The sequence below is a fragment of the Dyella sp. genome, from assembly GCF_035685885.1.
Taxonomy (GTDB): domain Bacteria; phylum Pseudomonadota; class Gammaproteobacteria; order Xanthomonadales; family Rhodanobacteraceae; genus Dyella.
Map to the genome: position 1 here is coordinate 12,919 of NZ_DASRZX010000077.1, position 20,349 is coordinate 33,267.

Below are 20,349 nucleotides of genomic sequence, written 5' to 3' on the forward strand. Positions count from 1 at the left end.
GCTTCAGCGCAGCTGCACGAATCGGTCAGCGCGATAGGCTGCAAGGTCCGGGACATCGCCGTACATGTGTTCGACGAACGCATTGCGCTCGTGCCACATCACTTCCATGTCCCACAGGCAGAACGAATAGCGGCCGAGATCCTCGACCCAGCCTCCAGGTTGCGTCACCGCCACCGCGACGAACATCTCGTTGGCGTTGTCCCACCAGCCCAATGTGAGGTAGCGCGCCTGGGCTGCGTCATGGCAGATGGCAAATGCCGGCGTGTCCTGCCATGTGCGCGGGCGCGCCGATTTCATCGCCTGCATGCGCTGCAGGTAGGGCTGGCTGTCGACCGGTGAGCCCGAGGCGGAGATGGTGTAGACCTTGATGCCGTCCGGATCGATGTCCGCGGGCAGTGCCTCGATGCGACGTTCCACGAACATGACGCCTTCCTCCTTTCGGGCCCACGCAGGCCGTTGCGCCGGCCCGGGCTTGTCGATCTAATGGGGCGCGTTTGGCCGTCCATGCGGCCAAGCCAGCCACCGCCACATCATCCAGCACGCCCAAGGCAACACTGATTGAGTCTCCACCCACGAGGGAGCACGGTATGGATCGCTCGCAGCATGCCACGGTCGCGACGGCGACGTTGATCCCGGGCGATGTCACCGGCTTTCCGCCGCCTGCCTCCCAGGTCGGCCTTGCCGCCAGCATGATCGGGCTGGGCGTGCTGGGTTTCATCCATGGCGACGTCGCCATGGTCTGGCAACACCTGCCGATCGAACACCTGCCGGGCGCCGTCGCTATTGCCTATGTCTTCGCCTTGATCGAACTGGCCTGCGGCATCGGCCTGCTGCTCAGGCCATGGGCGAAAACGGCATCGGCCGTACTTGCCGCCTTCATGCTGATGTGGGCCGTGCTGCTCAAGCTGCCCGCGGTGCTGATCGTTCCGCAGATGGAGGCCACCTGGCTCGGCCTTGGCGAAATCACGGTGATCCTCGCGGGCACGTGGATACTGTTCGCGTGCCATGTTGGCGAACGCGGGCGTGGTCCGCGTTGGCTCGTGGGCCAGCGGGGCATTCGAGCGGCGCGCGTGCTGTTTGCGTTGTCGCTGCCGGCGATCGGGCTCTCGCACTTCTTCTACACGCCGCAGACCATCGCGCTGATGCCCGCATGGCTGCCGTTCCATGTGGCCTGCGCCTATCTCACCGGCGCGTGCAGCATCCTCGCCTGCCTCGGCGTGTTGTTCGGTGTGCTGCCTAAGCTGGCCGCCGCGCTGGAAGCCGTCATGCTCGGCATCATCACGCTGGTGATCTGGGGGCCGGCCATCCTTGCCCAGCCCATGGACCGTACTGCGTGGACGGCGTTCGTCATTTCCGCCGCGATCGCCTGCGGCGCCTGGGTAGTGGCCGATTCCTATCGCGTGCCGCGTCACTTGGCCTCGTAGGCGCCCACGGCATCCATCACGCGCGCCGAGTACACCAGCGCCGCGCCTGCATTGAGCGCCACCGCCACGCCCAGCGCTTCGGCGATTTCCTCGTGGCTGGCGCCGTGCTTGAGTGCCTCGGCCGTGTGCACCGTGATGCAACCGTCGCAGCGCGTGGTGACCGCCACCGCCAGCGCGATCAGTTCGCGCGTCTTGGCATCGAGCTTGCCGGTCTTGTTCGCCGCGTTGGACAGGGTTTGGTAGCCGGCTACCGTGTCCGGGCTCAGCTTGCCGATTTCGCCGATGCGGCCAATCAGTTCTTTGCGGTATTCCGGCCAGTTCATCATGGTGCGTCTCCTCGAAGCGGGTGGGCGCGCACGGGCGCGCGGCCCGCGCATGCTGCGCCCGCGTTTGTATGGCTGGAGTGATGCGCCGACCTAGTCGCGGATCGAGGGCGCCCGCGCCAATGCCCATACGTCGATGCGCTGCACGCCGGCGCGGCGCAACGCGCGGCTGCATTCCTCCAGCGTGGCGCTGGTAGTCATCACGTCATCGACCAGGGCGACGTGTGGCGGCCAGCCGGTTTCGCTCACGGCAAACGCGCCGCGCACGTTACGGCGGCGGGCCTGCGCGCCCAGTTCGGTCTGCGCGGACGTGGCCCGCACCCGGCGCAGGTGATACGCACCCAACGGCACGCCCAAGGCACGCGACAGCGGCCGCGCCAGCTCCAGCGCCTGGTTGTAGCCACGCTGGCGAAGGCGCGTGCGGTGCAACGGCACGGGGACGATCAGCGCGGGCCACGCCGCGTCTGGCATTTCGCGCAGCCACAGCGTCGACAGCACGCGGCCCGCCGCCAGGTCGGCGCCGAACTTGAAGCGCGATTCCAGCCTGTCCAGCGGCCACGCGTAGCGGAACGGCACCCACGCCGCATCCCACGGTGGCGGCCGCTTCTGGCATGCGCCGCACAAGGCGGCGGGTTCGGCCAGCGGCAGGGCACAGCGCGCGCAACAAGTGCGATTGCGCGGCAGTTCCGCGGTACAGGCCCGACATAGATCAATGGCGTCCTCGCCGGCGGCGCCGCATAGCAGGCAACAGTGCGGCAGGACAAAGCGTTGCAGCGCGTCCTTCGCCGCGAACCAGCAGGAAAGCGCATCCATGCGCATGGCCTCATTCAGTTCCTGGGTTTGAACAGCGCCGCGTCGAGGATCGACCAGAGATGGATGATCCAGCCAAGCCACACGATCCAGAGGATGGCGGCCAGCACGAACATCACCAGCGCGATCCAGAACCGGCCCTGCACCAGCTGGCCCAGGCCGGGAATGAAGAAACTGCAGATGGCGGCGAGCACGTTGCCCGAACTGCCCTGTCCTGCACTCATGCCTTGAGGCTCCCATGGAGTGGATGGGTCGATGGTAGCGCCAGCCATACGCCAACGCATCGTCAACCTACCACGCTAGCGATAAGTTGACAGAGGGCAACACCCTGCCAAACTGTCGCGCCATCCCCACCCCAGAGCTGTCGCCATGGAACCGATCCGCCACGACTGGACCCGCGCCGAAGTGGCCGCGCTGTTCGCGCTGCCGTTCAATGACCTGCTGCACCGCGCCCACGCCGTGCATCGCGAACACCACGACCCCAACGCCGTGCAGGTTTCCACCCTGCTGTCGATCAAGACCGGCGGCTGCCCGGAAGACTGCGCCTACTGCCCGCAGGCCGCGCGCTACGACACCGGCGTCCAGGCGCAGAAGCTGATGAGCGTGGAGGCTGTCGTGGAACGCGCGCAGGCCGCGAAGGATGCCGGCGCCTCGCGCTTCTGCATGGGCGCCGCATGGCGCAGCCCGAAGGACCGCGACGTGGTGAAGGTGGCCGAGATCGTGCGCGCGGTGAAGGGCCTGGGGCTGGAAACCTGTGCCACGCTGGGCATGCTCAACAGCGAGCAGGCCGGCACGCTCAAGCAGGCGGGGCTGGACTACTACAACCACAACCTCGACACCGCGCCGGAGTTCTACGGCGAAGTCATCCACACGCGCCAGTACCAGGATCGCCTGGACACGCTGGGGCACGTACGCGAAGCGGGGCTGAAAACCTGCTGTGGCGGCATCGTCGGCATGGGCGAGACGCGCGAGCAGCGCGCCGGCCTGCTGCAGACGCTGGCCAACCTGCCCGAGCATCCCGAATCGGTGCCGATCAACCAGCTGGTGCAGGTGGAAGGCACGCCGCTCAACGGCACGCAGGCGCTGGACCCGTTCGAGTTCGTGCGCACGATTGCCGTGGCGCGCCTGCTCATGCCGGCGTCGATGGTGCGCCTCTCGGCGGGCCGCCAGCAGATGGACGATGCGGTGCAGGCGTTGTGCTTCTTCGCCGGCGCCAACTCGATCTTCTACGGCGAAAAGCTGCTGACCACGGGCAACCCGGACGTGGAACACGACCGCCAGCTGTTCAAGCGCCTGGACCTGCATCCGATGGAAGTAGTGGAAACGTCGGGCACTGTGCACGCGGACATCCTGGAGCACTGCGCGGCGTAACGCCCCGCCTCGGCTGTAGGAGCGCACCCAGTGCGCGATCGCAGCGCGATGGTGCTGCCACGTCGCAACGGATATCGCGCACTGGGTGCGCTCCTACAGATAAGCCTCTCGCCATGACCACCCGCCCCGACCTGCTCGCCCGCCTCGCCCTGCACGCGCAACAGCGCGCGCAGGCTGGCCTGCAGCGCCGGCTGCGCACGATCGATCATGTCGACGGCATGTGGGTGCAGCGCGATGGCCGCCGCCTGCTTTCCTTCTGCAGCAACGACTATCTCGGCCTGGCGCAGCATCCCGCCTTGATCGCCGCGCTGAAGCGTGGCGTCGATGACGATGGCGTGGGCAGCGGATCCGCGCATCTCATCGGTGGCCATCGCAGCGCCCACGCCGCACTGGAAGAGGCGCTGGCCGAGTGGACCGGTCGCGAACGCGCGCTGCTGTTCTCCACCGGCTACATGGCCAACCTCGGCGTGATGCAGGCACTGCTGGAACACGGCGATGTGTGCGTGCAGGACAAACTCAATCATGCCTGCCTGCTCGATGGGGCGCAGCTGGCGGGTGCCGAGTTGAAGCGCTATCCGCACGCCGATGTCGATGCCGCGGCGCGCCAGCTGGCGAACCGCGGCGACACACCCGCGTTGCTCGCCACCGATGGCGTTTTCAGCATGGATGGCGATATCGCGCCGCTGCGGGAGCTCTCGGCGCTCTGCCTGCGTGAAGGCGCCACCTTCATGGTGGATGACGCACACGGCCTCGGTGTCCTCGGCGCACGCGGCGAAGGCTGTGTCGGCGATGCCGGACTCAGCCAGCGCGACGTTCCGGTGCTGATGGCCACGCTCGGCAAGGCGCTGGGTTGCAGCGGTGCGTTCGTCGCGGGCCCCGCGGCGCTCATCGACGGTCTCGTGCAGTTCGCGCGGACCTACATCTACACGACGGCGATGCCACCCGCGCTGGCTGCCGCCACGCTGGCCGCCGTGAGGCTCGCGCAATCGGAAAGCTGGCGCCGCGAACGGTTGCACGCGCTGATCGTCCGCTTCCGTCAGGGAGCGCAGCAACTGGGTCTTGCGTTGATGCCATCCCACACCGCCATCCAGCCGCTGCTGCTGGGCGATGCGTCGGCGGCCACGGAAGCCGCCGACACGCTGGAACAGCAGGGTTTGATGGTCACCGCCATCCGCCCACCCACGGTGCCGCAGGGCAAGGCGCGCCTGCGCATCACACTGTCGGCCGCCCACGGGGAAAACGACGTGGATCGGCTGCTGGAGGCGCTTTCCCGGCTGCCTGCGAGCCAGCCCGTATAATGGCGGCCTTGCCGTACCCGTTCCCCGCCATGTCCATCATCAATCTCTCCGCCTACCGCTTCGTCGGCCTGGACGACCTGCCCACGCTGCGCGAGCGCGTGCTTGAGCGCTGCCTGGCGCTGCAGCTCAAGGGCACCATCCTGCTCGCGCCCGAAGGCATCAACCTGTTCCTGGCCGGCCCGCGCGAGCCCATCGACACGTTCATGGACTGGTTGCGCGAGGACACGCGCTTCGCCGGACTGGAACCGAAAGAGTCCATTTCCGACGAAGTGCCGTTCGGCCGCATGCGCGTGCGCGTGAAGAAGGAGATCATCACCATGCGCATGCCGGCGATTCGTCCGGAAGGCGCGCGTGCGCCTTCGGTGGCACCGGTGACGCTGCAACGCTGGCTGGCGCAGGGCCACGATGACGATGGTCGTGAACTCGTGCTGCTGGATACGCGCAACGAATACGAAACCGATGTCGGCCTGTTCAACGATGCCGTCGATTACCGCATCGCCAGCTTCACCGAATTCCCCGATGCCATCGCCGCCGATCGGGCGCGTTTCGAGGGCAAGACCGTGGTGTCGTACTGCACCGGCGGCATTCGCTGCGAGAAGGCTGCGCTGCACATGCAGGACGTTGGCATCGAACACGTCTACCAGCTCGAAGGCGGCATCCTGAAGTATTTCGAAGAGACCGACGGCGCGCACTGGCGCGGCGATTGTTTCGTGTTCGATGAGCGTGGTGCAGTGGACAAGAGCCTCGCGCCTTCGCACCCCTCACCCCAACCCTCTCCCCAGCGGGGAGAGGGAGAAAGCCTCGCATGACGCTCCATATCGAAACCCACGGCCACGGTGAGACTCCCGTGGTGATCCTGCATGGCTGGGCCATGCACGGCGGCATGATGGAGCCGCTATGCAGCGCGCTGGCCGATCGCTGCACGATGCACGTGGTGGATCTTCCCGGCCATGGCTACTCGCGCAACAGCAGCCTGTCGCTTGAACCGTCCGCCTGCGTGCAGGCCATCGCCGAGCGCACGCCGCCAGCGATCTGGATCGGCTGGTCGCTGGGCGGACTCATCGCCATGACGGCCGCACTGGAGCGCCCGGTGAACGCGCGTGGCCTCGGCGTCATCTGCGGCACACCGAAATTCTCGCGCGATGAAAGTTGGCCCTACGGCAGCGACCCGAAGCTGGTGCGCCAGCTCGCCGATGACCTGGAAACCGATTATCACGCCACGCTGGAGCGTTTCATCGCACTGGAAGCAATGGGCAGCCCCGATCCGCGCGCCGAACTGCGCCACCTTCGCAGCCTGATGTTCACGCGCGGCGAGCCAGACCTGCGCGTACTGCAGGACGGCATCCGCATCCTGGAAACCGCCGACCGTCGCGCCGATCTCGCTTCGCTGCCGGTGCCCAACGCGTGGATCGCCGGCCATCGCGACCGACTGGTGCCGCCTCCCGCGATGGCATGGTCCGCCGAACAGGCGCGCGGCCACTATGTGGAAGTCGCCCACGCCGGCCACGCGCCGTTCTTCGGTTACGCCGACGCCGTGAAGGCGGCACTGATGCCTTTGCTGGATACGTTCCGATGAGTCCTTCGCATGTCGACCAGCGCCAGGTGCGGCGTAATTTCAGCCGTGCCGCCGCGACGTACGAGCAGCACGATGCGTTGCAGCAGGAAGTGCAGACGCTGCTGCTCGATCGCCTCGGCTTCTACCTGGAAACGCCTGAGCGTGTGGTCGACGTGGGTGCCGGCACCGGTCGCGGCACGGCGCTGTTGCGCAAGCACTATCCGAAGGCACAGGTCGTCGCGATGGATCTCGCGCTGCCGATGCTTCGCGCGGCGAAGAAACATGTGAGCTGGCTGAAGCCGTTCCAGCGCGTGTGCGCCGAAGCCACCGCACTGCCGTTGCCCGACCACAGCGTGGACGTGCTGCATTCCAACCTGTGCTTCCAGTGGATCGACGACCTGCCCGCACTATTTGGCGAATGCGTGCGCGTGCTCAAGCCCGGCGGCCTGCTGGTGTATTCCACCTTCGGTCCCGACACGCTGAAGGAACTGCGTGCCGCCTGGGCGCAAGCCGACGAGCAACCGCACGTGAGTCGCTTCCTCGACATGCATGACCTCGGCGACGCGATGATCAACGCCGGCCTGCGCGACCCCGTGCTCGACGTGGACCGCTATACGCTTACCTACAGCGAACCCCGCATGCTGCTCAAGGAACTACAGGGCCTGGGCGCCACCAACGCCGATCGCGAACGCGAGCGGCACCTGCTCGGCAAGCGCCATTACCAGCGCATGCTCGCCGCCTACGAAACCATGCGCGTCGACGGCCGCATTCCCGCCACCTGGGAAGTGGTGACCGCGCATGCCTGGGGGCCACCGCCCGGCCAATCGCGCCGCCTCGCTGGCGGCGGCGAAATGGCCAGCTTCTCGATCGACAGCCTGCGCGGCTCGCGGCGACGCTGACACCGCGCCCTCCCCTGTAGGAGCGCACCCAGTGCGCGATCAACGCAGGGACGTGCCTGTGCTCTGGCTTGTCGCCTCAATCGCGCACTCGGCGCGCTCCAACAAAAAACGCTGCGGCTGACTCACACCTGCTTGTATCGAAAGCAACCCACCACATGGTCATTGACCATGCCGGTCGCCTGCATGAAGGCATAGCAGATGGTGGTGCCGACGAAGCGGAAGCCACGCTTCTTCAGTTCCTTGCTCATGCGATCGGACAACGGCGTGCTGGCGGGTACATCGCCCTGGCCGGTCCAGCGGTTGCGCAGCGGCTTGCCGTCGACGAACGACCACAGGTAACGGTCCAGGCTGCCGTGCTCGTCGATCACCTTGAGGGCCGCCGCGGCGTTGTCCCGGGTGGAATACACCTTCAACCGATTGCGCACGATGCCCGGATCAAGCAGCGCCTTCTCCAGCTCGCGGTCCTTCATCGCCGCCACGCGCGCGATGTCGAAATCGTGGAAGACGCGGCGGTAGTTCTCGCGCTTCAGCAGGATCGTGCGCCACGAGAGCCCCGCCTGCGCGCCTTCCAGGCAAAGGAACTCGAACAGCAGCTGGTCATCGTGCAGCGGCGAGCCCCACTCGGTGTCGTGGTAGTCGTGCATGTCCGCGCTCTCGCCCCAGGCGCAGCGCTTTTTCGTCGCTTTCGAAGTCATCGAGGTTTTCCTTTCAGGCGGCTGGACGTCCGCGCGCCGTGCCAAATCCCATCACGGCACCGATCAGCGCCGCGAGCACCGCCATCCAAAGCCAGAACGAGAACACCAGCGTGGGCAGCCACCACAGCCCCAGCAGCAGCGCCGCCGCGGATACGGCAAACAGCCGGCCACGCGCGGGGCGCCGAAGCAACAGGCCCAGGCTCGCCACCAACAGCAGCAACGCGCCGATGACCGTCGGTGCGGCGCGCAACAGCGACACGGCGCCTTCCTCCATCAACCGCAACAACACGGGAAAGCGAAACAGCATGCCGACGAAGGCCGCGAGGCCAAGGCAGGCGACGGGTGCATTCCATGAACTCGTGCCGGCCATGCGCTTACCCTTGTAAGTTGGCGGATGAGCGAGGACGCTATCCCACCCACGCGCGCGTCACAAGCACCCAGGCGCGCGCGAACCGGCCTTTCCCTGGGACCACGATGACTGCCTCCAATCCCGCGCGCGGCGCCGTGACTGCGCTTGTCGCCACCATCCTGATCTGGGCCTACAGCTGGGTGGTGATGAAGCAGGTCCTGCAGCATGCGGGTCCGTTCGATTTCGCCGCGCTGCGCTACGTGCTCGGCGCCCTCGTGCTGTTCGGTGCATTGGTGGCAACGCGGCAATCGCTGAGCCCACCGCCGTTCGTACCCACGCTGCTGATCGGTCTGTGCCAGACCACCGCATTCCAGGGCCTGGGGCAATGGGCGCTGGTGAGCGGCGGCGCCGGCCGCGTTGCGCTGCTGGCCTACACCATGCCGTTCTGGGCCGTATTGCTGGCGTGGATGATCCTGCACGAACGCCTGACACCACGCCGCTGGCTGGGACTCGGGCTGGCCGCCATCGGCCTCACCTGCATCATCGAACCCTGGCATGGCCTGGGGAACACAAGCAGCACACTGCTGGCCATCGGCGCCGGTGCGGCCTGGGCGATGGGCACGGTGCTGAGCAAGCGTGTCTTCCTGCATCACGCGCCTTCGCCGCTCAACCTCACGGCCTGGCAGATGCTCTACGGCGCGATCGCGCTGGTGGTCATCGCGCTGTGCGTGCCGCAACGTTCCATCGAATGGACCTGGGGCTTCATCGGCGGGCTGGCCTACAGCGTGGTGATGGCCTCAAGCATCGCCTGGGGCTTGTGGCTGGTGGTGCTGCAGCGCCTGCCCACCGCGGTAGCGACCCTGGCCAGCCTCGGCGTACCCATCGTCAGCGTGCTGCTGGCGTGGGCGATCCTGCATGAGCGTCCCAGCGCCATGGAAGTACTGGGTATCGCGTTCGTGCTGCTGGGACTGGCCGCCGTAAGCGGTGTGGGCTTGCGCAAGGCCTGAAAAATCACGCCTTGGGAATCTGCAGTAGCGCATCCCCTGCGCGAAAACCCCGCGGGGCGGTACGTTGCGAGGCTGCAGTCGCGCACAGGGTGCGCTCCCACAACAACAACTCAGTCTGCTCGCTCTTTTTGCAGGAGCGCACCCTGTGCGCGAAAAGCCTGCGAAGCGAACACGCCATCACTTCATCATCGCAAACCGGATACCCCGGACCTCACCACGGCAACGCATCGATATCCACATTGCCGCCGGTAAGGATCAGACCGACACGCTTGCCCTTGAACAACTCCGGCCGCTTCAGCACCGCCGCAAACACGGTGGCACTGGACGTCTCCACCACGATCTTCAACTCGTTCCACAGCAGCTTCATTGCGGCGATGACTTCTTCGTCGCTCACCGTGGTCACCTGCACCCGATGCATGCGCAATGCTTCGAAGTTGGTTTCGCCGATCAAGGTACGCAGGCCGTCGCAGATGGTGTGCGGCACGAACGGGCCCACTCGCGAACCCTGCGCCAGCGAACGCGCTGCATCATCGGCGCCCGCGGGTTCGGCACCGTGCACGTCCAGCCCTGGCAACGCACCGTGCGCCGCAATGGCCGTGCCCGCCATCAAGCCGCCGCCACCCACTGGCGTGATGACGGCATCCAGGCCGCCGCTCTGCTGCAGCACTTCAAGCACGGCCGTGCCTTGCCCCGCCATCACGCGGGTATCGGCAAACGGGTGTACCAGTTCGGCGCCGGTGGCGCGCTGCACTTCTTCGGCCTTCGCTTCGCGGGCGGCCTGCGTGGCCTCGCAGCGATGCAGGATGGCGCCCGCGCGTTCGATCGCCTCGACCTTGGTGCGCACCGCGCCATCGGGCACGACCACATGCGCGGGAATGCCACGCGTCGCGGCAGCCATTGCCAGCGCATTGCCGTGGTTGCCCGATGAATGCGTCACCACGCCGTTGACGGCCAGCGCATCCTCCATCGACCAGACGGCGTTGCAGGCGCCGCGAAACTTGAAGGCTCCGCCGCGCTGCAGGTTCTCGCACTTGAAATACAGATCCGCTCCGGTCAACGCGTTCAAGTTGGCATTGCGCAGCACCGGGGTCAGCACCGCATAGGGCGCGATGCGCGCTGCTGCTTCCTGGATATGCGCAAAGGTGGGCAACGCCGTGCGATTGATGGTCGAACTCATGGATTTTCGATCTCCACACCACAAAGAAAACGACGCTCTGCGCCGGGCTCAAGCCGGATCGCCTCAGCGCAATCGGGACGGTTGAACGCATCGGACCAGCTTTCCATCGGCTCCAGCGCGATGGAACGGCGTATGTCGCGCGTCACCGTATCGGCGGTGAAGGCGAGCATCACGCCCGACATCTGCCACACGGCAATGGCCAGCTGCGTATCCGGTGCGCGCAGCCTCGTGCGTGCGCGCCCATCGACGTCGTAACGCAGGTCGGCAAAGGCGTGGTTGAGTTCGCGCGGGCCGATTGCCTGCATCTCGCGGAAATCCAGCTCCGGCGCATGGTCCATGGAAAGTCGCGCGGCTTCGCCCGGAAGCGGGATGAAATCCTCGCTGGTGCGCACCACGCTGTCGGCGGGAATCTGCAATTCCCAGCCTTCGATCGGCATGTCCGACAGGCGAAAATACGGGTGCCAGCCGAAGAAGCACGGCGCCGCCCGTTCCCCTGCGTTGCGCATCACGGCTTCCACCGTGAGTCCGCTGGCGTCGAGCACGTAGGAAATCGCCAGATCGATGGCAAACGGATAACCCGGGTGCACGCCGGGGCGAATCGCCTGCGTGGTGAACGTGGCGCGCGCCGAGGCGTCATCTGCCGCACATGCCACCAGATCGAACTCCACGGCGCGCACAAAGCCGTGGCGCGCGGCGCGCGAGGCACCTTCCACGCCGGGTTGCAGGTCGTAGGGCTCGTCGTCGAAGACGTAACGCGCATCGGCGATGCGGTTGGCGAAGGGCGCCATGATGGCGAAGCGCGAGCTTGGGCGTGTGTCCAGCTCCTCGGCGTCGCGATAGCCATCGGCGATGTTGCGCACGCCTTCGGGCCCGGGCACCTCGAAACTCAGCAAGGTCGCGCCCCGGCGCGCGATGCGCACGCGACGACCGCGCGCCGCGTCAGTCAGGACGGCAAGCTCATGGCCGCCCAGCTGGCCGCGCTCCGCAAGATACTCCGCCATCGCCTTGTCCTGTCCGGAAAGAGCCGCATGTTAGCCTGACTTGTCCTACCTTCCCCAGCCGTAGCCATGACGACTCGCCCCGATAGCTCTCCCTCCCTGATCCGTCTCAGCGACTACCGCGCCCCGGCATGGCGCGTGCCGCGGCTGGAGCTGGTATTCGACCTGGGCATCGACAGCACGGAAGTGGCGGCACGCATGGAACTGGCGCGCGACGCCGCGCAGGAGGCGCCGCTGCGCCTGGATGGCGAAGGCCTGGAACTGCTTTCGATCAGCATCGATGGCCAACCGCTTCCCACCACCGCGTGGCGCCTTGCGGATGGCGTGCTGGAAGTCGATGGCGTGCGCGATGGGAGCGTGCTGGAGACGCGTGTGCGCGTGAATCCCGCCGCCAATACGACGCTGGAAGGCCTGTACCTGTCCGGCCCGCGCGAACGCGGTTTCCTGCTCACGCAGTGCGAGGCCGAGGGTTTCCGCCACATCACCTTCTTCCCGGATCGGCCTGACGTGCTCACCAGCTACACGGTGACGCTGCGCGCCGACCGCGAGCGCTTCCCGGTGCTGCTGGCCGGCGGCAATCCGGATGGCCAGGGCGAGCTCGCCGATGGCCGGCACTGGGCGCGTTTCGTCGATCCGCATCCCAAGCCCAGCTACCTGTTCGCGCTGGTCGCGGGCCGGCTGGAGAAGATCGAGCGCGACTACGTGACGGGCAGCGGTCGCGCCGTGAAGCTGGTGATCTGGGCCGAGGCCGATGCCATCGGCCGCTGCGATTACGCGATGGATGCACTGGAACGTTCCATGCGCTGGGACGAGGAAACCTACGGCCGCGAATACGATCTCGATGTCTTCCATGTCGTCGCCACGCACGACTTCAACATGGGCGCGATGGAGAACAAGGGCCTCAACATCTTCAACGCGAAGTACCTGCTGGCCGATCCCGACTCCAGCACCGACGACGAATACCGCGCGGTGGAAGCGGTGGTCGCGCACGAGTATTTCCACAACTGGAGCGGCAACCGCGTCACCTGCCGCGACTGGTTCCAGCTGTCGCTGAAGGAAGGCCTCACGGTGTTCCGCGAGCAGCAGTTCTCGGCGGACATGAACTCGCCCGCGCTCAAGCGCATCGAGGATGTGGCCTTGCTGCGCCGCGCGCAGTTCCCGGAAGACGCCGGCCCGCTGGCCCATCCGGTGCGTCCCGCGCAGTACAGCGAGATCAACAACTTCTATACCGCGACGGTCTATGAGAAGGGTTCGGAGCTCGTGCGCATGGTGGCCGGCCGACTCGGCCGTGAGGGCTTCCGCCAGGGCATGGATCGCTATTTCTCGCGCCATGACGGCCACGCCGCCACGCTGGAGGATTTCCTTTGCGCGCTGGGCGAGGCCAACCGCATCGACCTCATGCCCTACCTGGCCTGGTATTCGCAGGCCGGCACGCCGCGTCTTACCGCGCGCGGCCACTATGACGCCTCCCAGCGCAGCTACACGCTGACGCTTTCGCAGCACACGCCACCCACGCCGCATCCGCCGCAGAAGCAGGCGCTGCCGATTCCGGTAAAGCTCGCGTTGTTCGACCGCACGGGCGGAATGTTGCCGCTGCATCTGGTCGGCGACTCAGCGGCCGATTCCGGCGCGACGGAACGCGTGGTGGTGCTGCAGGAAACCGAGCAGTCGTTTGTATTCCAGCAGATCAATCAGGCACCCGTGCCGTCGCTGCTGCGAGGTTTCTCCGCGCCCGTCATTCTCGAATGCGATTACGCACCGGACGATCTCGCCCTGCTGCTGCGCCACGATCCGGATGGCTTCAATCGGTGGGAGGCGGGGCAACAGCTGGCTGCGCGAGCGTATGACAATCTGCGCGACGGGCACGACACATCGGCGCTCGATGCATGGTGCGACGCGCTTGCCGCACTGTTCGACGACGATGCCGTCGATGCCGCCCTGCTCGCCGACCTGTTGACGCCCCCGGGCGAAATCGAGCTGTCGGAACGCGAGCGCCAGGTCGATCCCGCACACGTGCACACGCTGCGCCAGCAATTGCAGGAGCACTTGGCACTGCGCATCGGCCAGCAGGCCTTGCAGCGACGCTACGAGGCGCTGGCCACGCACACCAGCCTTGCGCTCGACGCGCTCAGCCAGGCCCGCCGCCGGCTGAAACGCCGCGTGCTCGAGCTGCTGTCGCGCATCGATCCCTGGACGGCGCATGCGCTGGCCACGCTGCAATACGACAACGCTCCCGGCATGACCGACCGCCTTGCTGCGCTGGCCGTGCTGGTGCGAGGTGACGCACCACAGGCGCGTGCCGCGCTCACGCATTTTCGCGCACGCTACGCCGACAACCCGCTGGCCATGGACAAGTGGTTCTCGGTGCAGACCCAGTTGCCCGGCGCGCTGGTGCTGGAACGCGTCCGCATGCTCGAAGCCGATCCGGCCTTCACGCTGAAGAACCCCAACCGCGTGAACGCGCTGTTGGGCGCATGGGCGCGCGGCAATCCCGATGGCTTCCACCGTCCGGATGGCAGCGGTTACCAGTGGCTGGCAGAGCGACTGAAGCAGCTGGATGCGATCAATCCGCAGATCGCGGCCCGCCTTGCAACGGCGTTCAATGGCTGGCAACGCCTCGAACCGGCCCGCCGCGCACTGGCACGGGCAGCGATCGACGGCATGGCCGCGCAGCCCGGACTGTCACGCAACCTCGCCGAGATCGTGCAGAGCATGCTGCATGGTTGATTCGCGCGCGGCGCGAGCCTGATGCAGAAAGAGAAACGCCCGAGTGCGACCCGTCCAAGACGGGGCACCCGGGCGTAATGCGGTGGTCGAATGGAAGGCCGCAGTGCGATGGGCAACGGCTTGGACGGGCGACCCGACCCGTTGGCATCCATGCCCTCGCCTTCCGGACGTATGGACGTCCAACTGGCGATGCAACGGCGCGAGTACGCGCCCTGGTCAGGCCTCCAGGCGCTTCAATTCGTCGCGCAGGCGGCTGATGCGCGAGATCAGGCGCGGGCGCAATGCCTGACGCTCGGTCTCGGTACGCTGGTCGAGATGGTCCATGGCCATTTCCACGCGGCCAAGCTCGATCAGCAGATCGTGGTGCTGGTAAACCGGTTGAAAATCGAAGCTGAGTTCCATGACGCGAGTCCCCCAAACGTTCGCCTTGGCTGGCACGAATGCAAAAAGCAATGCCCGTGCCAAAATGTGATCGAGATCACATGAAAAACGGCTGTCGATCACGCAATGACGCTGTACGTCAGCAGTTGCCAAGACTCGGCACAAATAGGCGTTTTAGTCACTCCACGTTCACGCTGGAGGCGTAAATATCCACCCCAACGCGCAGCAAGAAAGTCCGCTGCCAGCGAGCCGAATTCACGGTTTCTGGCGTCCGGCAACACGGTCATCCTGGATTCCCCCTGTTCCTGAGACCGCCGGGCGCCAGATCTTAAATAGGGCCAAGAAAACCCGGATCCCGGGCAGGCCTGCAAAAAAACGACGGCGCCCCTAGGGGCGCCGTCTTGCTTCCTCTCCCCGGCACGCGATCAAGCCCCTGTCGCTCGATCTCGGCGCGCGTTATCGCGCAGCTTCTGCCCGTGAAAAGTGCGAGGAAGATAAAGCAGGAAGCGTGCCAGCGACGCAGGAGCCGTGCTGGCGTTACCATATGCGTCGCTTTTGGTCCATTCCTGTGCGTTCGGGGCATCCCTTGCCCCAGCGCGGGACCGGCAGCGGCGCGAGTCCGGCGGGAAGCCGACCCTTCGACACATCGCTACGACGAGATTTCCATGTTCCATCCGACCCACTACGACGTCATCGTGATCGGCGGCGGCCATGCCGGCACCGAAGCGGCGCTGGCCGCCGCCCGCACAGGCGCGCGCACCCTGCTGCTGAGCCACAACATCGAAACGATCGGCCAGATGAGCTGCAACCCAGCCATCGGCGGCATCGGCAAGGGTCACCTGGTCAAGGAAATCGACGCGCTGGGTGGCGCCATGGCCCACGCGGCGGATCTCGCCGGCATCCAGTGGCGCACCCTGAACGCCTCCAAGGGTCCGGCCGTGCGCGCCACGCGCTGCCAGGCGGACCGGGCGCTGTACAAGGCCGCCATTCGACGGATCGTGGAAACCCAGCCGAACCTGGAGCTGTTCCAGCAGGCCGTGGACGATCTGATCATGGAGGGCGGCCGCGTGGTTGGCGTGGTGACGCAGATGGGCCTGTCGTTCCGCGCCCGCACCGTGGTCCTCACCGCCGGCACCTTCCTGGCGGGCAAGATCCACATCGGTCCGGCGCAGTACGCTGGCGGCCGTGCCGGCGATCCGCCGGCGAGCACGCTGGCGCAGAAGCTACGCGAACTGCCGGTGGCCGCCGAGCGCCTCAAGACCGGCACGCCGCCCCGGATCGACCTGCGCAGCATCGATTTCACCGGCCTGGAGGAACAGCCCGGCGACGATCCGGCTCCGGTGTTTTCCTATCTGGGCTCGCGCGACGAACATCCGCGCCAGGTGAGCTGCTGGATCACCCACACCAGCGAAGCCACCCACGCGCTGATCCGGGGCTCGCTCGATCGCTCGCCGCTGTACAGCGGCCAGATCGAAGGCGTCGGCCCGCGCTACTGCCCCTCCATCGAGGACAAGGTGGTGCGCTTCGCCGAGAAGACCTCGCACCAGATCTTCATCGAGCCCGAGGGCCTGGATACCTTCGAGGTCTATCCGAACGGCATTTCCACCTCGCTGCCGTACGACGTGCAGCTGGCGCTGGTGCGCTCCATCAAGGGCTTCGAGAACGCGCACATCACGCGGCCGGGCTATGCGATCGAATACGACTACTTCGATCCCCGCGGCCTGCATCCGTGGCTGGAAACCAAGGCCATTGGCGGCCTGTATTTCGCCGGCCAGATCAATGGCACCACCGGTTACGAGGAAGCGGGCGCGCAGGGCCTCATCGCCGGCCTCAACGCCGCACTGGCCGTGAAGGGCAAGCAGCCCTGGTATCCGCGCCGCGACGAGGCCTACGTGGGCGTGCTGATCGACGATCTCACCAGCAATGGCACCATCGAACCCTACCGCATGTTCACTTCGCGCGCGGAATATCGCCTGTACCTGCGCGAGGACAACGCCGATCTGCGCCTTACCGAAACAGGGCACCGCCTCGGCCTCGTGCCGCAGGCGCGCTTCGATGCGTTGCGCGCCAAGCGCGATGCGGTGGAGGCCGAGACGCAGCGCCTCGGCACCCTCTGGGCCGCGCCATCCAACCTGCTCGGCGCGCGCATCGCCAGCCAGCTGGGCATCGCGCTGAGCCGCGAGACCAATGCGCTGGACCTGCTGCGCCGCCCCGAACTGGACTACGCCAAGCTCACCTCGGTCGATGGCATTGGTCCGGCAGTCGGCGACAACGACGTGGCCGCACAGGTGGAGGTGCAGACCAAATACGCGGGTTATCTCGATCGCCAGCGCGACGAGATCGAACGCCAGCGCCGCCATGAACAGACCGCGATTCCCGGCAGCTTTGACTACGACAAGGTGCGCGGGCTTTCCTCCGAGGTGTTGCTCAAGCTCAAGCGCGTGCAGCCGGAAACCATCGGCCAGGCGGCGCGCATCAGCGGCGTCACGCCCGCGGCCATCTCGCTGCTGCTGGTGCACCTGAAGCGTTCGGCAGCCTGATCACGCATCTGTGCGCGCGGCGGATGCCGCGTTGCCGTGGCATCATGCGTGTCACGGATCAGCGGAGCATGCGTGTATGGAAGTGTGGATCGGTCGGGACGGCGAGCGGCACGGCCCTTACAAGGAAGTGGAGGTGCGCCAGTGGCTGCGTAGCGGCCAGGTGAGTCCACAGGACCTGGGCTGGCGCGAGGGCATGGCCGACTGGGCGCCGCTTTCCAGCCTGTTCCCCGAAGAGATCCCGGCTGCACCGCCAGCCTTCTCGCCGCCGCCAGCACCGCCGCAGGCGCACGTCTGGGGAGCCGCTGCGGTAGCCAACAATGCGGCAGCATTGACCGACTATGCCGGTTTCTGGAAGCGCGCGGCCGCGTACATCCTCGACGCGCTGGTGTTGTGGATACCCAACCTCATCCTCGGCAGCCTGCTTGGCGCGACGGAAGCGCGCAACGTGTATATCGAAGGCGCCGCGGCCGCCGGCAGCGATCCGCAAGTCGCGCTGCAGGCCCTGGAAGTCTATTTCAACGCGATGATTCCCACGATGATCGCGCAGACCGTACTTGTCTGGCTGTATTTCGCGCTGTGCGAAAGCTCGCCATGGCAAGGCACGCTGGGCAAGCGCGCGCTTGGCATCCGCGTCACGGGTCTGCAAGGCGAGCGCATTTCGTTCCTGCGTGCGACGGGCCGCTACTTCGCCAAGATCCCCAGTGCGATGATCTTTTGCATCGGCTTCCTGATGGTGGCGTGGACGCAGCGCAGGCAGGGACTGCACGATCTCATTGCGCAAACGCTGGTCCTCAACGGCCGCACCGGCAACGCAACGGTGACCAGGCCTGGCGCCAATCGCGATCAGGGCTCGTTCAACGCCTGATGCATCTCCCGCGATGCGGCGCGCTGGCGCCGCATCGTCGTACACGCGCAGAGCTTGCATGGCACTGGCACACGTGACGCGGCAGGCACACCGCATTCACGGCGTACTCGCATCTTCCGGTGCCTTCGCGAGCCCATCCCAAGCGATACGGGAATGCCATGGACGTCAAGACGTCCGCGCTGCGCGAAAGCCGGCATGCCCATGCGTCGACGATGCCAATACGCGCGCATTCCGTTATGACCTATGGCGGATGCGGCAGCGCATTCCCGCGGCGCATGCTTGCGCGTGCAGGGGGCCGCGCATCAGGCAAGGTCATGGCCCAGTCTTTACCCGACAGCGGCTGGATCTATCAGTGCGATGACATCGTCGTCGAGCCGCGCGCACATCGCCTGGAACGCGCAGGCGTGGAGCTCTCCGTCGAGCCCAAGGCCTATGCCGTACTGGTGGCGCTGCTGCAACAGCCCGGCGAAGTCGTCGGCAAGGACGCATTGCTCGACGCTGCGTGGGGACATCGCCACGTAACGCCGGGCGTGCTGACGCGCGTGATCTCGCAGCTGCGCCATGCCCTGGGAGACAGCGCCGCCAGCCCTCGCTATATCGCCACCGTGCATACCGTGGGTTATCGCTTCATCGGCGAGGTGCAGAAAACGGCATTGATAACCGTGGTTCCCGCGCCAGCGGTCACGGAAGTGCCCGCCGCGAAAGCGGCGCTTCCCGCCAAGGACACACCGGCACGCAAGCCGCCAACGCCCGGACTGCACTGGGTGACAGCAGCCATCACCGTGGCCGTCATAGTTGCGATGCTGGTGGTAGCGAGCCTGTGGCATCCCACGCGCGCGACTTCGGCACTACCCCATGCGTCACCACAACCCGCACTGGTGGTGATGCCCTTCGCGCACGAGAACGCACCCCATGCATCGCGGCCCAGGCATGCACCACGCTATCGCCGCGTGAGCCACTTCTCGCCGTCGACCGACGAGGAGGCGGAACGCGGCAGCGGCTATCTCTCCCTGCGGCCGGAACAGGCTCCTGCCGCCAGGCAATGAGCACGGCTTTCCTCTTGCTATGATCGACCATTCGGCGCGCCGCCAGCCGGCGCGACGCATCGTCGAACGCACAGGAAACGTTTCAGCCTCATGCTCAGCATCGAACAACGTATTGCCCAGGACATCGCCGCCAAGCCGGATCAGGTTCATGCCGCGGTGGATCTGCTCGACGGCGGCGCTACCGTGCCGTTCATCGCGCGCTACCGCAAGGAAGCCACCGGCGGCCTCGACGACACCCAGCTGCGCTTGCTGGAAGAGCGCCTGCGCTACCTGCGCGAGCTGGAAGAGCGCCGCAGCGCAATCCTCGCCAGCGTCGAGGAACAGGGCAAGATGACCGATGCGCTCAAGGGCGACATCCTCAGCGCCGACACCAAGGCGCGCCTGGAAGACCTTTACCTGCCGTACAAGCCCAAGCGCCGCACCAAGGCGCAGATTGCGCGCGAAGCGGGCCTGGAGCCGTTGGCCATCGGCCTGCGCGAGGACCCCACGCAGTCGCCTGACACATTCGCCGCCTCGTTCGTCGATACCGAGAAGGGCGTGCCCGATGTGCGCGCCGCGCTCGACGGTGCGCGTGCCATCCTCATGGAGAGCATCGCCGAGGACGCCACGCTGGTCGGCGAGTTGCGCGACTGGTTGTGGGAGAAGGGTCAGATCCGCGCCAAGGTGGTGGAAGGCAAGGAGAACGAAGGCGCGAAGTTCCGAGACTATTTCGACCACGTCGAAGCGATCGGCAAGATTCCCTCGCATCGCCTGCTCGCGCTGATGCGCGCGCGCAACGAAGGCGTGATCGAACTGGAGCTCGCGCCGAATGTGGACGCCGAACAAGGGCACCAGGAGGGCGAAGGCCGCGTGGCTGCACACGCTGGCATTCTCGATCGGGGCCG

General features: G+C 66.4%; 22 protein-coding genes. 12 read left to right on the forward strand and 10 right to left on the reverse strand.

What is annotated here, in order from left to right; all coding sequences use genetic code 11:
* Positions 1-3: 3 nt before the first annotated feature.
* Positions 4-423, reverse strand: a complete 420-nt coding sequence (locus VFG49_RS09505; protein WP_324859808.1) for a hypothetical protein — start codon at positions 421-423, stop codon at positions 4-6.
* Between the two features lie 164 nt (positions 424-587).
* On the opposite strand from VFG49_RS09505, the gene VFG49_RS09510 reads away from it, so the two are divergent.
* The gene (locus VFG49_RS09510) at positions 588-1,424 is read left to right on the forward strand and encodes a hypothetical protein (protein WP_324859810.1); all 837 of its coding nucleotides are present in this window, start codon (positions 588-590) and stop codon (positions 1,422-1,424) included.
* Here VFG49_RS09510 and VFG49_RS09515 read toward each other — a convergent pair.
* The 3 genes from VFG49_RS09515 to VFG49_RS09525 all read right to left on the reverse strand — a co-directional run bounded on the left by VFG49_RS09515 (position 1,409) and on the right by VFG49_RS09525 (position 2,781).
* The gene (locus tag VFG49_RS09515) at positions 1,409-1,750 is read right to left on the reverse strand and encodes a carboxymuconolactone decarboxylase family protein (RefSeq protein WP_324859812.1); all 342 of its coding nucleotides are present in this window, start codon (positions 1,748-1,750) and stop codon (positions 1,409-1,411) included. The two genes, VFG49_RS09510 and VFG49_RS09515, sit on opposite strands and share 16 nt — an antisense overlap.
* Positions 1,751-1,840: 90 nt before the next feature.
* Positions 1,841-2,560, reverse strand: coding sequence for a ComF family protein (locus VFG49_RS09520; protein ID WP_324859814.1), 720 nt, complete (start codon positions 2,558-2,560; stop codon positions 1,841-1,843).
* 14 nt (positions 2,561-2,574) lie between these two features.
* Positions 2,575-2,781: a hypothetical protein gene (locus VFG49_RS09525; RefSeq protein WP_324859816.1), complete on the reverse strand. Its 207-nt coding sequence runs from the start codon at positions 2,779-2,781 to the stop codon at positions 2,575-2,577.
* A 145-nt stretch (positions 2,782-2,926) separates the two neighbouring features.
* On the opposite strand from VFG49_RS09525, the gene bioB reads away from it, so the two are divergent.
* The 5 genes from bioB to bioC all read left to right on the forward strand — a co-directional run bounded on the left by bioB (position 2,927) and on the right by bioC (position 7,680).
* Positions 2,927-3,928: a biotin synthase BioB gene (gene bioB, locus VFG49_RS09530; RefSeq protein WP_324859818.1), complete on the forward strand. Its 1,002-nt coding sequence runs from the start codon at positions 2,927-2,929 to the stop codon at positions 3,926-3,928.
* A 113-nt stretch (positions 3,929-4,041) separates the two neighbouring features.
* Positions 4,042-5,226 carry an 8-amino-7-oxononanoate synthase gene (gene bioF, locus VFG49_RS09535; protein WP_324859820.1) on the forward strand — a complete coding sequence of 395 codons (1,185 nt, stop codon included), beginning with the start codon at positions 4,042-4,044 and terminating at the stop codon, positions 5,224-5,226.
* Positions 5,227-5,255: 29 nt separating this feature from the next.
* Positions 5,256-6,035, forward strand: coding sequence for a sulfurtransferase (locus VFG49_RS09540; RefSeq protein WP_324859822.1), 780 nt, complete (start codon positions 5,256-5,258; stop codon positions 6,033-6,035).
* Positions 6,032-6,802 (forward strand): pimeloyl-ACP methyl ester esterase BioH, encoded by a 771-nt coding sequence (bioH, locus tag VFG49_RS09545; RefSeq protein ID WP_324859824.1) that lies wholly within the window; start codon positions 6,032-6,034, stop codon positions 6,800-6,802. Before VFG49_RS09540 ends, bioH begins: the two co-directional genes overlap by 4 nt.
* Positions 6,799-7,680, forward strand: coding sequence for a malonyl-ACP O-methyltransferase BioC (gene bioC / locus VFG49_RS09550; RefSeq protein WP_324859826.1), 882 nt, complete (start codon positions 6,799-6,801; stop codon positions 7,678-7,680). Before bioH ends, bioC begins: the two co-directional genes overlap by 4 nt.
* 122 nt (positions 7,681-7,802) lie before the next feature.
* On the opposite strand, the gene VFG49_RS09555 is transcribed toward bioC, so the two are convergent.
* Entirely contained in the window at positions 7,803-8,375 is a 573-nt protein-coding gene (locus VFG49_RS09555) for a DNA-3-methyladenine glycosylase I (RefSeq protein ID WP_324859828.1), read from the reverse strand.
* 13 nt (positions 8,376-8,388) lie between these two features.
* Positions 8,389-8,745, reverse strand: coding sequence for a hypothetical protein (locus VFG49_RS09560; RefSeq protein ID WP_324859830.1), 357 nt, complete (start codon positions 8,743-8,745; stop codon positions 8,389-8,391).
* A 104-nt stretch (positions 8,746-8,849) separates the two neighbouring features.
* On the opposite strand from VFG49_RS09560, the gene VFG49_RS09565 reads away from it, so the two are divergent.
* Positions 8,850-9,731: a DMT family transporter gene (locus VFG49_RS09565; protein WP_324859832.1), complete on the forward strand. Its 882-nt coding sequence runs from the start codon at positions 8,850-8,852 to the stop codon at positions 9,729-9,731.
* Positions 9,732-9,942: 211 nt separating this feature from the next.
* On the opposite strand, the gene VFG49_RS09570 is transcribed toward VFG49_RS09565, so the two are convergent.
* Both VFG49_RS09570 and VFG49_RS09575 read right to left on the reverse strand, forming a co-directional pair.
* Positions 9,943-10,908: a threonine ammonia-lyase gene (locus VFG49_RS09570; protein ID WP_324859834.1), complete on the reverse strand. Its 966-nt coding sequence runs from the start codon at positions 10,906-10,908 to the stop codon at positions 9,943-9,945.
* Positions 10,905-11,909 (reverse strand): aldose epimerase, encoded by a 1,005-nt coding sequence (locus VFG49_RS09575; protein WP_324859836.1) that lies wholly within the window; start codon positions 11,907-11,909, stop codon positions 10,905-10,907. Before VFG49_RS09575 ends, VFG49_RS09570 begins: the two co-directional genes overlap by 4 nt.
* A 66-nt stretch (positions 11,910-11,975) precedes the next feature.
* Between VFG49_RS09575 and pepN the strand changes: the two genes are divergently transcribed.
* Positions 11,976-14,633: an aminopeptidase N gene (gene pepN, locus VFG49_RS09580; protein ID WP_324859838.1), complete on the forward strand. Its 2,658-nt coding sequence runs from the start codon at positions 11,976-11,978 to the stop codon at positions 14,631-14,633.
* Between the two features lie 216 nt (positions 14,634-14,849).
* Here pepN and VFG49_RS09585 read toward each other — a convergent pair whose 3' ends face one another.
* Positions 14,850-15,137, reverse strand: a complete 288-nt coding sequence (locus VFG49_RS09585) for a hypothetical protein (protein ID WP_324859840.1) — start codon at positions 15,135-15,137, stop codon at positions 14,850-14,852.
* Positions 15,134-15,301, reverse strand: coding sequence for a hypothetical protein (locus tag VFG49_RS09590; RefSeq protein ID WP_324859842.1), 168 nt, complete (start codon positions 15,299-15,301; stop codon positions 15,134-15,136). The genes VFG49_RS09585 and VFG49_RS09590 overlap by 4 nt, the downstream gene beginning before the upstream one ends.
* 378 nt (positions 15,302-15,679) lie before the next feature.
* Between VFG49_RS09590 and mnmG the strand changes: the two genes are divergently transcribed.
* From mnmG to VFG49_RS09610, 4 genes are all read left to right on the forward strand, one after another.
* Positions 15,680-17,554: a tRNA uridine-5-carboxymethylaminomethyl(34) synthesis enzyme MnmG gene (gene mnmG, locus VFG49_RS09595; RefSeq protein WP_324859844.1), complete on the forward strand. Its 1,875-nt coding sequence runs from the start codon at positions 15,680-15,682 to the stop codon at positions 17,552-17,554.
* A 76-nt stretch (positions 17,555-17,630) separates the two neighbouring features.
* Positions 17,631-18,419 (forward strand): RDD family protein, encoded by a 789-nt coding sequence (locus VFG49_RS09600; protein WP_324859846.1) that lies wholly within the window; start codon positions 17,631-17,633, stop codon positions 18,417-18,419.
* Positions 18,420-18,733: 314 nt separating this feature from the next.
* Positions 18,734-19,465, forward strand: coding sequence for a winged helix-turn-helix domain-containing protein (locus VFG49_RS09605; RefSeq protein WP_324859848.1), 732 nt, complete (start codon positions 18,734-18,736; stop codon positions 19,463-19,465).
* A gap of 90 nt (positions 19,466-19,555) precedes the next feature.
* The coding region (locus VFG49_RS09610; RefSeq protein ID WP_324859850.1) for a Tex-like N-terminal domain-containing protein at positions 19,556-20,349 on the forward strand (794 nt) is incomplete at its 3' end.

Bases quoted from the DNA above. Each gene is read 5' to 3' on its own strand.
- VFG49_RS09505 (WP_324859808.1), bottom strand. From the start codon at position 423: ATGTTCGTGGAACGTCGCATCGAGGCACTGCCCGCGGACATCGATCCG.
- VFG49_RS09510 (WP_324859810.1), top strand. From the start codon at position 588: ATGGATCGCTCGCAGCATGCCACGGTCGCGACGGCGACGTTGATCCCG.
- VFG49_RS09515 (WP_324859812.1), bottom strand. From the start codon at position 1,750: ATGATGAACTGGCCGGAATACCGCAAAGAACTGATTGGCCGCATCGGC.
- VFG49_RS09520 (WP_324859814.1), bottom strand. From the start codon at position 2,560: ATGGATGCGCTTTCCTGCTGGTTCGCGGCGAAGGACGCGCTGCAACGC.
- VFG49_RS09525 (WP_324859816.1), bottom strand. From the start codon at position 2,781: ATGAGTGCAGGACAGGGCAGTTCGGGCAACGTGCTCGCCGCCATCTGC.
- bioB (WP_324859818.1), top strand. From the start codon at position 2,927: ATGGAACCGATCCGCCACGACTGGACCCGCGCCGAAGTGGCCGCGCTG.
- bioF (WP_324859820.1), top strand. From the start codon at position 4,042: ATGACCACCCGCCCCGACCTGCTCGCCCGCCTCGCCCTGCACGCGCAA.
- VFG49_RS09540 (WP_324859822.1), top strand. From the start codon at position 5,256: ATGTCCATCATCAATCTCTCCGCCTACCGCTTCGTCGGCCTGGACGAC.
- bioH (WP_324859824.1), top strand. From the start codon at position 6,032: ATGACGCTCCATATCGAAACCCACGGCCACGGTGAGACTCCCGTGGTG.
- bioC (WP_324859826.1), top strand. From the start codon at position 6,799: ATGAGTCCTTCGCATGTCGACCAGCGCCAGGTGCGGCGTAATTTCAGC.
- VFG49_RS09555 (WP_324859828.1), bottom strand. From the start codon at position 8,375: ATGACTTCGAAAGCGACGAAAAAGCGCTGCGCCTGGGGCGAGAGCGCG.
- VFG49_RS09560 (WP_324859830.1), bottom strand. From the start codon at position 8,745: ATGGCCGGCACGAGTTCATGGAATGCACCCGTCGCCTGCCTTGGCCTC.
- VFG49_RS09565 (WP_324859832.1), top strand. From the start codon at position 8,850: ATGACTGCCTCCAATCCCGCGCGCGGCGCCGTGACTGCGCTTGTCGCC.
- VFG49_RS09570 (WP_324859834.1), bottom strand. From the start codon at position 10,908: ATGAGTTCGACCATCAATCGCACGGCGTTGCCCACCTTTGCGCATATC.
- VFG49_RS09575 (WP_324859836.1), bottom strand. From the start codon at position 11,909: ATGGCGGAGTATCTTGCGGAGCGCGGCCAGCTGGGCGGCCATGAGCTT.
- pepN (WP_324859838.1), top strand. From the start codon at position 11,976: ATGACGACTCGCCCCGATAGCTCTCCCTCCCTGATCCGTCTCAGCGAC.
- VFG49_RS09590 (WP_324859842.1), bottom strand. From the start codon at position 15,301: ATGACCGTGTTGCCGGACGCCAGAAACCGTGAATTCGGCTCGCTGGCA.
- mnmG (WP_324859844.1), top strand. From the start codon at position 15,680: ATGTTCCATCCGACCCACTACGACGTCATCGTGATCGGCGGCGGCCAT.
- VFG49_RS09600 (WP_324859846.1), top strand. From the start codon at position 17,631: ATGGAAGTGTGGATCGGTCGGGACGGCGAGCGGCACGGCCCTTACAAG.
- VFG49_RS09605 (WP_324859848.1), top strand. From the start codon at position 18,734: ATGGCCCAGTCTTTACCCGACAGCGGCTGGATCTATCAGTGCGATGAC.